The 12,343-nt window shown below is 60.3% G+C and carries 9 protein-coding genes; all 9 read left to right on the forward strand.

The features are described 5' to 3' along the window. The first annotated feature begins 193 nt into the window (after positions 1-193). The 9 genes from arcD to BLQ41_RS28430 all read left to right on the forward strand — a co-directional run bounded on the left by arcD (position 194) and on the right by BLQ41_RS28430 (position 12,323). A complete protein-coding gene (gene arcD / locus BLQ41_RS28390; protein WP_090187378.1) occupies positions 194-1,621 on the forward strand; it encodes an arginine-ornithine antiporter in 1,428 nt (475 codons plus the stop codon). 35 nt (positions 1,622-1,656) lie between these two features. After that, entirely contained in the window at positions 1,657-2,913 is a 1,257-nt protein-coding gene (arcA, locus tag BLQ41_RS28395; protein WP_090187380.1) for an arginine deiminase, read from the forward strand. Between the two features lie 69 nt (positions 2,914-2,982). After that, positions 2,983-3,993: an ornithine carbamoyltransferase gene (locus BLQ41_RS28400; RefSeq protein WP_090187383.1), complete on the forward strand. Its 1,011-nt coding sequence runs from the start codon at positions 2,983-2,985 to the stop codon at positions 3,991-3,993. A gap of 176 nt (positions 3,994-4,169) precedes the next feature. Then, positions 4,170-5,099 (forward strand): carbamate kinase, encoded by a 930-nt coding sequence (gene arcC / locus BLQ41_RS28405; protein WP_090187385.1) that lies wholly within the window; start codon positions 4,170-4,172, stop codon positions 5,097-5,099. 12 nt (positions 5,100-5,111) lie between these two features. After that, the gene (locus BLQ41_RS28410) at positions 5,112-5,480 is read left to right on the forward strand and encodes a DUF5064 family protein (protein WP_090187387.1); all 369 of its coding nucleotides are present in this window, start codon (positions 5,112-5,114) and stop codon (positions 5,478-5,480) included. Positions 5,481-5,615: 135 nt separating this feature from the next. After that, entirely contained in the window at positions 5,616-7,124 is a 1,509-nt protein-coding gene (locus BLQ41_RS28415; RefSeq protein WP_090187390.1) for a sigma-54-dependent transcriptional regulator, read from the forward strand. A gap of 455 nt (positions 7,125-7,579) precedes the next feature. Further along, positions 7,580-7,963: a glycine cleavage system protein GcvH gene (gene gcvH, locus BLQ41_RS28420; protein WP_090187392.1), complete on the forward strand. Its 384-nt coding sequence runs from the start codon at positions 7,580-7,582 to the stop codon at positions 7,961-7,963. A gap of 11 nt (positions 7,964-7,974) precedes the next feature. Then, positions 7,975-10,827 carry an aminomethyl-transferring glycine dehydrogenase gene (gene gcvP / locus BLQ41_RS28425; protein ID WP_090187395.1) on the forward strand — a complete coding sequence of 951 codons (2,853 nt, stop codon included), beginning with the start codon at positions 7,975-7,977 and terminating at the stop codon, positions 10,825-10,827. A gap of 119 nt (positions 10,828-10,946) precedes the next feature. After that, positions 10,947-12,323 (forward strand): L-serine ammonia-lyase, encoded by a 1,377-nt coding sequence (locus BLQ41_RS28430; RefSeq protein WP_090187398.1) that lies wholly within the window; start codon positions 10,947-10,949, stop codon positions 12,321-12,323. Positions 12,324-12,343: the final 20 nt, after the last annotated feature.

Below are 12,343 nucleotides of genomic sequence, written 5' to 3' on the forward strand. Positions count from 1 at the left end.
CTACGCTTTATTTATTAAACCTTGACCAAGGGCCTCTGGAACGGGCTTCCCAGACAACAGACTTATGCCCCTATAGTTGGCGTAAGTCATTAATCAGCAATGAAAACATGAGAATAACTTGATCTAAGTCAGATGATTGAACAGCCCATAAAATTAAACTGGCCTTCTTCTCCTCCTGCACTGGAGTCATGCAATGTCTGAATCCCCCGGAAAACTGAAACTCGGCGCACTCGTTGCGTTGGTTGTCGGCTCAATGATTGGCGGCGGGATTTTTTCCTTGCCCCAGAACATGGCCGCCAGTGCCGACGTCGGTGCCGTGCTCATCGGCTGGGCCATTACGGCAGTCGGCATGCTGACCCTGGCCTTCGTCTTCCAAACACTCGCCAACCGCAAACCTGATCTGGATGCCGGGGTTTACGCCTACGCCAAAGCCGGATTCGGCGACTACATGGGTTTCTCTTCCGCCTGGGGATACTGGATCAGCGCCTGGCTGGGCAACGTCGGTTACTTCGTTCTGTTGTTCAGTACCCTCGGTTACTTTTTTCCGATCTTCGGCGAAGGCAACACCGTCGCGGCCGTGATCGGCGCCTCAGTGTTGCTTTGGGGTGTGCATTTCCTGGTACTGCAGGGCATCAAGGAAGCGGCGTTCATCAACCTGGTGACCACCGTCGCCAAAGTTGTGCCGCTGGGGCTGTTTATCCTGATCGCGATTTTCGCGTTCAAACTGGACATCTTCACCGCTGACATCTGGGGCCTGAAAAACCCGGACCTGGGCAGCGTGATGAACCAGGTACGCAAAATGATGCTGGTCACCGTGTGGGTGTTCATCGGCATCGAAGGTGCAAGCATCTTCTCGGCCCGGGCAGAAAAACGCACCGATGTGGGTAAAGCCACCGTGATCGGGTTCATCACCGTGCTGCTGTTCCTGGTGCTGGTGAACGTGCTGTCGCTGGGCATCATGACCCAACCGGAACTGGCCAAACTGCAGAACCCGTCGATGGCGGCGGTGCTGGAACACGTAGTCGGTCCTTGGGGCGCGGTGCTGATCAGCGTCGGCCTGGTGATCTCACTGCTCGGGGCACTGCTGTCGTGGGTGCTGTTGTGTGCCGAAATCATGTTCGCCGCGGCCAAGGACCACACCATGCCTGCGTTCCTGCGCAAGGAAAACGCCAAGCAAGTGCCGGTCAATGCGCTGTGGCTGACCAACGCGATGGTGCAGCTGTTCCTGATCATCACGCTGTTCTCGGCCAGCACCTACCTGTCGCTGATCTACCTCGCGACTTCAATGATTCTGGTGCCCTATCTGTGGTCGGCGGCTTACGCCTTTCTGCTGGCGGTGCGCGGCGAGACCTATGAAAACGCAGCGAGCGAACGCAGCAAAGACCTGTTCATCGGCGCCGTCGCCCTGATCTACGCGATCTGGCTGATCTATGCCGGCGGCGTCAAATACCTGCTGCTGTCCGCCCTGCTCTATGCGCCCGGCGCGATCCTGTTCGCCAAGGCCAAGCTTGAAGTCAACAAAACCGTTTTCACCAACGTCGAGAAGCTGATTTTTGCAGCCGTCGTCGTGGGCGCCCTGGTGGCGGCTTACGGGCTGTATGACGGCTTCCTGACTCTGTAACACCCGACTTATTTGTCATCTGGAGGATCACTGTAATGACCACGGAAAAAGTTAAGTACGGCGTACATTCCGAAGCCGGCAAACTGCGTAAAGTCATGGTTTGCTCCCCCGGTCTGGCCCACCAGCGGCTGACCCCGAACAACTGCGACGAGTTACTGTTTGATGATGTGCTGTGGGTCGCACAGGCTAAACGTGACCATTTCGACTTCGTCACCAAGATGCGCGAGCGCAATGTCGACGTGCTGGAAATGCACAATCTGCTGACCGACATCGTTGCCATCCCTGAAGCCCTCGACTGGATTCTGGAACGCAAGGTCACTGCCAACTCCGTCGGCCTCGGTCTGATCAACGAAGTGGGTTCGTGGTTACGTAGCCTTGAGCCTCGCCACATTGCCGAGTTCCTGATCGGCGGCGTTTCCGCCGATGACTTGCCGGACAGCTTTGGCGGCAAGACCATTCAGATGTTCCGCGATTTCCTGGGTCACTCCAGCTTCATTCTGCCGCCGCTGCCTAACACCCAGTTCACCCGCGACACCACTTGCTGGATCTACGGCGGTGTGACCCTCAACCCGATGTATTGGCCGGCGCGTCGTCAGGAAACCCTGCTGGCCACTGCCATCTACAAATTCCATCCGCAGTTCACCAACGCCGACTTCCAGATCTGGTACGGCGACCCCGACCAGGAGCACGGCAGCTCCACTCTTGAAGGCGGCGATGTGATGCCGATCGGCAATGGTGTGGTGTTGATCGGCATGGGCGAGCGCTCGTCCCGTCAAGCCATTGGCCAACTGGCGGTCAACCTGTTCAAGAACAAAGCCGTCGAGAAAGTCATCGTCGCCGGCCTGCCAAAATCCCGCGCGGCCATGCACCTGGACACCGTGTTCAGCTTCTGCGACCGCGACCTGGTGACGATATTCCCGGAAGTGGTGAACCAGATCGTCGCCTTCACCCTGCGCCCTGACGAAAGCAAACCGGGCGGTATCGACATCCGTCGCGAAGAAACCAACTTCCTCGACACCGTGGCCAAGGCCCTCAACCTCAAGACCCTGCGCGTGGTGGAAACCGGCGGCAACAGCTTCGCCGCCGAGCGCGAACAATGGGACGACGGCAACAACGTGGTGGCCTTGGAGCCGGGCGTGGTGATCGGTTATGACCGCAACACCTACACCAACACCCTACTGCGCAAGGCCGGTGTGGAAGTCATCACCATCAGTGCCGGCGAACTCGGACGCGGACGTGGCGGCGGCCACTGCATGACCTGCCCGATCATTCGCGACCCAATCGACTATTAATTTTATGCCCTGCTTCACGCTCATAAAGCGTGAAGCAGGCGGATAACCGAAACCCAAGGAGATCCCATCATGGCTTTCAACATGCGCAACCGCAGCCTGCTCTCGCTGATGCACCACACGACGCGTGAGCTCAATTACCTGCTGGACCTTTCCCGGGACCTCAAGCGCGCCAAGTACACCGGCACCGAACGGGCGCACCTGAAAGGCAAAAACATCGCGCTGATCTTCGAAAAAACCTCGACCCGTACCCGATGCGCTTTCGAAGTGGCGGCCCATGACCAAGGCGCCCACGTCACCTACATCGACCCGGTGTCGTCGCAGATCGGCCACAAGGAAAGCATGAAGGACACCGCCCGGGTGCTGGGGCGGATGTTCGATGCGATCGAGTACCGTGGCTTCGCACAGGAAATCGTCGAAGAACTGGCCAAGTTCGCCGGCGTGCCGGTGTTCAACGGCCTGACCGCTGAATTCCACCCGACGCAGATGATCGCCGACACACTGACCATGCGTGAACACAGCGACAAGCCGCTGCATGACATCAGCTATGCCTACCTGGGCGACGCCCGCTACAACATGGGTAATTCATTGCTGATGATCGGCGCCAAACTGGGCATGGACGTGCGCATCGCCGCACCGAAAGCCTTGTGGCCACACGCCGATTTCATTGCCCAGTGCAAAGCCTTCGCCGAAGAAAGTGGCGCCCGCATCACCATCACCGAAGACCCGAAAGCTGCGGTCAAGGGCGTGGACTTCATCCACACCGACATCTGGGTGTCGATGGGTGAGCCCGTTGAAGCGTGGGACGAACGCATCGAGCAACTGCTGCCGTACCAGGTCAATGCCGACATGATGAAGGCCTCGGGCAACCCGCGCGTGAAGTTCATGCACTGCCTGCCGGCCTTCCACAACAGCGAAACCAAAGTCGGCAAAGACATTGCCGCGCGGTATCCGCACCTGGCCAACGGCGTGGAGGTGACTGAAGAAGTCTTCGAATCGCCGGCCAACATCGCCTTCGAGCAAGCGGAAAACCGCATGCACACCATCAAGGCGATCCTGGTGTCGGCGTTGGCGGATATCTAACGGCTCACGCGGCTCCTCCTGGAGGAACACAAACCCTGTGGGAGCTGGCTTGCCTGCGATGGCATCGCCTCGATCTGTCAGATACACCGAGGTGATGCCATCGCAGGCAAGCCAGCTCCCACATTGACCGGGTTTCGACAGGAAGACCGAGTCACCTCATTCAGAAGGATTGCATTATGCGTATCGTCGTTGCTCTGGGCGGTAACGCCCTGCTCCGCCGGGGTGAACCCATGACCGCGGACAACCAGCGCGCCAACATCCGGATCGCCACGGAACAAATCGCCAAGATCCATGCTGGCAATGAACTGGTCATCGCCCACGGTAATGGTCCGCAGGTGGGTCTGCTGTCGCTGCAAGCCGCCGCCTACACCTCGGTTTCCCCTTACCCGCTGGACGTGCTCGGCGCCGAAACCGAAGGCATGATCGGCTATATCATCGAACAGGAACTGGGCAACCTGCTGGACTTCGAAGTACCGTTCGCAACCCTGCTGACCCAGGTCGAAGTCGACGCCAACGACCCGGCGTTCCAGCACCCCAGCAAACCCATCGGCCCGGTCTACACCAAGGCTGAAGCTGAAAAACTCGCCGCCGAGAAAGGCTGGGCGATTGCTCCCGATGGCGACAAATTCCGTCGCGTGGTGGCCAGCCCGAGACCCAAGCGCATCTTCGAAATCCGCCCGATCAAGTGGCTGCTGGAAAAAGGCAGCATCGTGATCTGTGCCGGCGGTGGTGGTATCCCGACGATGTACGGGCCCCACGGCAAGCTGCAAGGCGTGGAAGCGGTGATCGACAAGGACCTGTGTTCGGCGCTGCTGGCCGAACAGCTTGAAAGCGATCTGCTGGTGATCGCCACCGATGTCAACGCGGCGTTCATCGACTTCGGCAAACCAACCCAGAAATCCATCGCCGAGGCGCACCCGGACGAAATGGAAAAACTCGGCTTCGCCGCCGGCTCCATGGGACCGAAGGTACAGGCCGCCTGCGAGTTTGCCCGCCATACTGGAAAAACTGCAGTGATCGGTTCACTCTCGGACATCGAAGCCATCGTCCTGGGCAAAGCCGGTACCCGCATCAGCACGGCCAAACCTGGCATTACTTATTTATAAGGAGAACCGTCAATGGCACAGTTCGAGCCCGGTCACTTACACATTGAGCGCCATGCGCTGACCGATGACGATGTCAACTACAACGTGTGCATCGACTACAAAGTTGCTCAGGATCCCAAGGACGGAAAAGAAAAAGGGATGCTGTTCACCATGCACGGCAGCATTCAGGGTAAGGATTTCAACGAAGAATTTTTCCTGCCAAAGGATCAGGCGTACAACTTCGCCAGCAACGTGACGAAAATCGCCGAGAAGTACGGGATTCCCAAGACGCATAGCAGCATCGGCTCGGCGCACAAACATTACGACCTGATGTTTGAGGATGTGCGGGTGCAACTCAACATGAAGTCGGGCGACCCAGTCAATCCCGAGCACCTGGACTAACCCGCTGACCCTGTGGGAGCGGGCTTGCTCCCACAGGTGCACATCTCTGCACTGAAGTCCTGCACGGGATTTCACCATTGGCCCGCCCCAAGGCATACTTGCCACCCTCCGCACTCCAGAACCAAAAATCGCCCCATGCGTATCCACGTCAGCTTCATCGACCGCGTCGGCATTACCCAGGAAGTCCTGGCTCTGCTCGGTGGGCGCAATCTCAATCTGGATGCGGTGGAGATGGTGCCGCCGAACGTCTACATCGACGCCCCGACCTTGAGTCCAGAGGTGCTCGACGAACTGCGCGACGCGCTGCTCAGCGTGCGCGGCGTGCAAACGATGACGGTGGTCGACATCCTTCCCGGCCAGCGTCGGCACTTGCAACTCGATGCGTTGCTCGCCGCCATGACCGACCCGGTGCTGGCGCTGGACAGCGCCGGCAAGGTGTTGCTGGCCAACCCGGCATTGATCGCCTTGTATGGTCGCGAACCGGCCGGTGAAAGCGTCGCCGACCTGTTTGCCGATCCGGCATTGCTCGACGCGCTGCTGGAAAACGGCTTTCGCCTGCCGCTGCGCGAGATCACCGTCAACGGTCAGACCCTATTGCTGGACGCCACGCCGATCACCGACGCGGGCGCCCTGCTGACCTTGTACCAACCCAACCGCATCGGCGAACGCCTGTCGGCGCTGCACCATGATCACGCCGAAGGTTTCGACGCGCTGTTGGGCGAGTCCCCGGCAATTCGTACGCTCAAGGCGCGCGCCCAACGCGTGGCGGCACTCGATGCACCGCTGTTGATCCAAGGTGAAACCGGCACCGGCAAAGAATTGGTGGCGCGGGCCTGCCACGCTATCAGCGCTCGGCACAGCTCACCTTTCCTGGCGCTGAACTGCGCGGCACTGCCGGAGAACCTCGCTGAAAGTGAACTGTTCGGCTATGCCCCCGGCGCCTTCACCGGTGCGCAACGGGGCGGCAAACCGGGGCTGATGGAACTGGCCAACCAGGGCACGGTGTTTCTCGATGAGATCGGTGAGATGTCGCCGTACTTGCAGGCGAAACTGCTGCGTTTCCTCAATGACGGCAGCTTCCGTCGAGTGGGTGGTGACCGTGAGGTAAAGGTCAACGTGCGGATCCTCAGCGCGACCCATCGCGACCTGGAAAAAATGGTCAGCGAAGGCTCGTTCCGCGAAGACCTGTTCTACCGCCTCAATGTCCTCAACGTCGAAGTCCCGCCCCTGCGCGAACGCGGTCAGGACATCCTGCTACTGGCCCGCTACTTCATGCAGCAGGCCTGCGCGCAGATCCAGCGCCCGGTCTGCCGCCTGGCGCCAGGCACTTATCCGGCGCTGCTGGGTAATCGCTGGCCGGGCAACGTCCGGCAATTGCAGAACGTCATCTTCCGCGCCGCGGCGATCTGCGAAAGCAGCCTGGTGGACATCGGCGATCTCGATATCGCCGGCACCTCGGTGGCGCGCCAGAGCGACAGCGATGTCGACAGCCTTGAGCAAGCGATGGAAGAGTTCGAAAAAACCCTGCTGGAAAAACTCTACGTCAGCTACCCCTCGACCCGGCAACTGGCCAGTCGTCTGCAAACCTCCCACACCGCGATTGCCCATCGGTTGCGCAAGTACGGGATTCCCAACAAGCCGTAGCTTGTGGCCGAAAGATAATTCCCCCGACACCATAAACCCTGTGGGAGCGGGCTTGCCCGCGATAGCGATCTGACATTCGACATCTTTGTTGGGTGTGATGGCCTCATCGCGGGCAAGCCCGGCTCCCACAAAGTTCTGCGCCGCCTTGGCACCGAGCTCAAAAACGACCTCCATCTGTACTGAAAGCGCTACAGCGGAACGATATCGATACATCCTCTCCTGATCACCGCTGTGCAAGGCTTTGATCCCACTACGCTTTTTTCTTTGCTTCCAGCTGTAGCGATTTCGCTACAGTCATTTAATTCGCTCGGACCAGGTTTATTCACAAACCATTGATTCATAAGGGTTTAACAACATTGGCCGCGATTTTGCTTAGTAACCATCTATAAAGCAGGGCTTTAGCCCCAGCATTCCATCGCGTCCACCAGACGAGTCTGGCCCCCTTAGGAGTTTCCATGAGCGAATTGCGTTTTACTGAAGATCACGAATGGCTGCGCACCGAAGCTGACGGCAGCGTCACAGTCGGTATCACCGCCTTCGCACAGAACGCCTTGGGCGACGTGGTTTTCGTACAACTGCCTGAGCTGCAGTCCTACGACAAAGGCGCTGAAGCCGCCACAGTGGAATCGGTAAAAGCCGCCAGCGGCGTGTACATGCCACTCGACGGTGAAGTGTTGGAAGTGAACCCGGCGCTCGACAGCAGCCCGGAACTGGTCAACGAAGATCCGCTGGGCGAAGGCTGGTTTTTCCGCTTCAAGCCAGCCGACGCTTCGGCTGTCGCCAACCTGCTGGATCAGGACGCCTACGACCGCCTGATCAAAGCCAACGCCGAAGCCTGAGGAGCGCAGACATGACTCAAGTAAACCTTTCGACCGCCAACGAATTCATCGCCCGCCACATCGGTCCGCGTGCTGGCGACGAGCAAGCAATGCTCAACAGCCTCGGTTTTGACTCCCTGGAAGCCCTGAGCGCCAGCGTCATTCCCGACAGCATCAAAGGCACCAGCGTCCTCGGCCTCGAAGACGGTCTGAGCGAGGCCGATGCCCTGGCCTTGATCAAATCCATCGCCGGTAAAAACCAGCTGTTCAAGACCTTCATCGGCCAGGGCTACTACGGCACGCACACGCCGTCGCCGATCCTGCGCAACCTGTTGGAAAACCCGGCCTGGTACACCGCCTACACCCCGTACCAGCCAGAAATTTCCCAAGGCCGTCTCGAAGCGCTGCTGAACTTCCAGACCCTGATCAGCGACCTCACCGGCCTGCCGATCGCTAACGCCTCGCTGCTCGACGAAGCCACCGCCGCCGCTGAAGCGATGACCTTCTGCAAACGCCTGAGCAAGAACAAGGGCAGCCACGCGTTCTTCGCGTCCGTGCATTGCCACCCGCAAACCCTCGACGTACTGCGCACCCGTGCCGAGCCATTGGGCATCGACGTGGTGGTCGGCGACGAGCGTGAACTGAGCGACGTGACGCCATTCTTCGGCGCGCTGCTGCAATACCCGGCGAGCAACGGTGATGTCTTCGACTACCGCGAACTGACCGAACGCTTCCACGCCGCCAACGCGCTGGTCGCCGTCGCGGCTGACCTGCTGGCCCTGACCGTACTGACCCCGCCGGGCGAATTCGGCGCCGACGTGGCCATCGGCAGCGCGCAACGCTTCGGCGTGCCGCTGGGCTTCGGTGGTCCGCACGCCGCTTACTTCTCGACCAAAGATGCGTTCAAGCGCGACATGCCGGGCCGTCTGGTCGGTGTCTCCGTGGACCGCTTCGGCAAGCCGGCCCTGCGCCTGGCGATGCAAACCCGCGAGCAACATATCCGCCGCGAGAAAGCCACGTCGAACATCTGCACCGCACAAGTGCTGCTGGCCAACATCGCCAGCATGTACGCCGTGTACCACGGTCCGAAAGGCCTGACGCAGATTGCCAACCGCGTGCATCACCTGACCGCGATTCTGGCCAAAGGCTTGAGCACCATCGGCCTGAACGTCGAGCAGGAAACCTTCTTCGACACCCTGACGATCAAGACCGGCGCCAACACCGCCGCATTGCACGACAAGGCGCGCACCCAGCAGATCAACCTGCGTGTGGTCGATGCTGAGCGTCTGGGCCTGTCCCTCGACGAAACCACCTCGCAAGCCGACGTGGAAACCCTGTGGGCCCTGCTCGCCGACGGCAAAACCCTGCCGGACTTCGCCGCCCTCGCCGCGTCCGTGGTCAGCACCTTCCCGGCCGCACTGGTCCGCCAATCGCCGATCCTCAGCCACCCTGTGTTCAACCGTTATCATTCGGAAACCGAGCTGATGCGCTACCTGCGCAAGCTCGCCGACAAGGACCTGGCGCTGGATCGCACCATGATCCCGCTGGGTTCGTGCACGATGAAACTCAACGCTGCCAGCGAAATGATCCCGGTCACCTGGGCTGAATTCGGTGCCCTGCACCCGTTCGCTCCGGCCGAGCAAAGCGCTGGTTACCAGCAACTGACCGACGAACTGGAAGCGATGCTCTGCGCCGCGACTGGCTATGACGCGATCTCGCTGCAACCGAACGCCGGCTCCCAAGGTGAATACGCCGGCCTGCTGGCGATTCGTGCCTATCACCAGAGCCGTGGCGAAGACCGTCGCGACATCTGCCTGATCCCGTCCTCGGCCCACGGCACCAACCCGGCGACCGCCAACATGGCCGGTATGCGCGTAGTCGTCACCGCGTGCGATGCCCGTGGCAACGTCGACATCGAAGACCTGCGCGCCAAGGCCATCGAGCACCGCGAACACCTCGCTGCGCTGATGATCACTTATCCGTCGACCCACGGTGTGTTCGAAGAAGGCATCCGCGAAATCTGCGGCATCATTCATGACCACGGCGGCCAGGTGTACATCGACGGCGCCAACATGAACGCAATGGTCGGCCTGTGTGCGCCGGGCAAGTTCGGCGGCGACGTGTCGCACCTGAACCTGCACAAGACCTTCTGCATTCCGCACGGCGGTGGCGGCCCGGGCGTTGGCCCGATTGGCGTGAAGTCGCACCTGACGCCGTTCCTGCCGGGTCACGGCACCATGGAACGCAAGGAAGGCGCGGTCTGCGCGGCACCGTTCGGCAGCGCGAGCATTCTGCCGATCACCTGGATGTACATTCGGATGATGGGTGGCGCGGGTCTCAAGCGTGCTTCGCAACTGGCGATTCTCAACGCCAACTACATTTCCCGCCGCCTCGAAGAGCACTACCCGGTGCTGTACACCGGCAGCAACGGCCTGGTGGCGCACGAATGCATCCTCGACCTGCGCCCGCTGAAAGACAGCAGCGGCATCAGCGTCGATGACGTCGCCAAGCGCCTGATCGACTTCGGCTTCCACGCCCCGACCATGTCGTTCCCGGTCGCCGGCACGCTGATGATCGAGCCGACCGAAAGCGAATCCAAGGAGGAACTGGACCGTTTCTGCGACGCCATGATCCGCATCCGCGAAGAAATCCGCGCCGTGGAAAACGGCACCCTGGACAAGGAAGACAACCCGCTGAAAAACGCTCCGCACACCGCCGCGGAAATCGTCGGCGAGTGGACGCACCCGTACAGCCGTGAGCAAGCGGTGTACCCGGTTGCGTCGCTGATCGAAGGCAAGTACTGGCCACCGGTCGGCCGCGTCGACAACGTGTTTGGCGATCGCAACCTGGTTTGCGCCTGCCCGTCGATCGAAAGCTACGCTTAAAAGAAGCAGCAATAAGCTTCGAGCCTCAAGCTGCAAGCTTCAAACGACAAGTCAAAAGCTAACTGCTTTTACTTGCAGCTTGGAGCTTGCAGCTTACAACTGCGCCGCAGGAGCCCCCCATGTCGTTAAGCGTGTTCGACCTGTTCAAGATTGGCATCGGCCCCTCCAGCTCCCACACCGTCGGCCCGATGCGCGCAGCCGCGCGTTTTGCCGAAGGCTTGCGCCGTGAAGGGCTGCTGACGGCAACCACCTGCGTCAAAGTCGAGCTCTACGGCTCGCTCGGCGCCACCGGCAAAGGCCACGGCAGCGACAAGGCTGTGTTGCTCGGCCTGGAAGGCGAACACCCGGACACCGTGAATACCGAAACCGTCGCCGCCCGCCTGCAAGAAATCCGCGGCAACGGTCGCTTGAACCTGCTCGGTGAACACAGCATTGCGTTCAACGAGAAAGAACACCTGGCGATGATTCGCAAACCATTGCCGTATCACCCCAATGGCATGATTTTTCGCGCGTTCGATGCTGCCGGCTTGCAGGTCCGCAGCCGCGAGTATTACTCGGTCGGCGGTGGTTTTGTCGTCGATGAAGACGCGGCCGGTGCCGACCGCATCGTCGAAGACGCCACGCCGTTGACCTTTCCGTTCAAAAGCGCCAAGGACCTGCTGACTCATTGCACCACCTACGGCTTATCCATCAGCCAGGTGATGCTGACCAACGAAAGCGCCTGGCGCCCCGAGGCGGAAACCCGCGCCGGGCTGCTGCATATCTGGCAAGTGATGCAGGATTGCGTCGCCGCCGGTTGCCGCAACGAAGGAATCCTGCCCGGTGGATTGAAGGTCAAACGCCGCGCCGCCGCATTGCATCGGCAACTGTGCAAGAACCCGGAATCCTCATTGCGCGATCCGCTGTCGGTGCTGGACTGGGTCAACCTGTATGCCTTGGCGGTCAACGAAGAAAACGCCAACGGCGGACGTGTCGTTACCGCGCCCACAAACGGTGCAGCAGGAATCGTCCCCGCCGTTTTGCACTACTACATGCGCTTCATTCCCGGAGCCAATGAAGACGGCGTCGTGCGCTTTCTGCTGACCGCTGCTGCGATCGGCATTCTCTACAAGGAAAACGCCTCGATCTCCGGCGCCGAAGTCGGCTGCCAGGGTGAGGTCGGCGTGGCCTGTTCCATGGCGGCGGGCGCCTTGTGCGAGGTGCTGGGCGGCACGGTACAGCAAGTGGAAAACGCTGCGGAAATCGGCATGGAACACAACCTCGGCCTGACCTGTGACCCAATTGGCGGACTGGTGCAAGTGCCTTGCATCGAACGTAACGCCATGGGCTCCGTCAAGGCGATCAACGCGGTACGCATGGCCCTGCGCGGCGACGGTCAGCACTTTGTCTCGCTCGACAAGGTCATCCGCACCATGCGCCAGACCGGCGCCGACATGAAAAGCAAATACAAGGAAACCGCCCGCGGCGGTTTGGCGGTCAACATTATCGAGTGCTGATGCGCCCGCGCATCGGCCTA

Origin of the sequence: Pseudomonas arsenicoxydans (assembly GCF_900103875.1) — a bacterium.
Classification (GTDB): domain Bacteria; phylum Pseudomonadota; class Gammaproteobacteria; order Pseudomonadales; family Pseudomonadaceae; genus Aquipseudomonas; species Aquipseudomonas arsenicoxydans.

What these genes read in the sequence shown, in the direction of transcription:
- BLQ41_RS28410 (WP_090187387.1), top strand. Translation starts at nt 5,112, where the DNA reads ATGGCACAGTTCGAGCCCGGTCACTTACACATTGAGCGCCATGCGCTG.
- arcA (WP_090187380.1), top strand. Translation starts at nt 1,657, where the DNA reads ATGACCACGGAAAAAGTTAAGTACGGCGTACATTCCGAAGCCGGCAAA.
- gcvP (WP_090187395.1), top strand. Translation starts at nt 7,975, where the DNA reads ATGACTCAAGTAAACCTTTCGACCGCCAACGAATTCATCGCCCGCCAC.
- gcvH (WP_090187392.1), top strand. Translation starts at nt 7,580, where the DNA reads ATGAGCGAATTGCGTTTTACTGAAGATCACGAATGGCTGCGCACCGAA.
- arcC (WP_090187385.1), top strand. Translation starts at nt 4,170, where the DNA reads ATGCGTATCGTCGTTGCTCTGGGCGGTAACGCCCTGCTCCGCCGGGGT.
- arcD (WP_090187378.1), top strand. Translation starts at nt 194, where the DNA reads ATGTCTGAATCCCCCGGAAAACTGAAACTCGGCGCACTCGTTGCGTTG.
- BLQ41_RS28415 (WP_090187390.1), top strand. Translation starts at nt 5,616, where the DNA reads ATGCGTATCCACGTCAGCTTCATCGACCGCGTCGGCATTACCCAGGAA.
- BLQ41_RS28430 (WP_090187398.1), top strand. Translation starts at nt 10,947, where the DNA reads ATGTCGTTAAGCGTGTTCGACCTGTTCAAGATTGGCATCGGCCCCTCC.
- BLQ41_RS28400 (WP_090187383.1), top strand. Translation starts at nt 2,983, where the DNA reads ATGGCTTTCAACATGCGCAACCGCAGCCTGCTCTCGCTGATGCACCAC.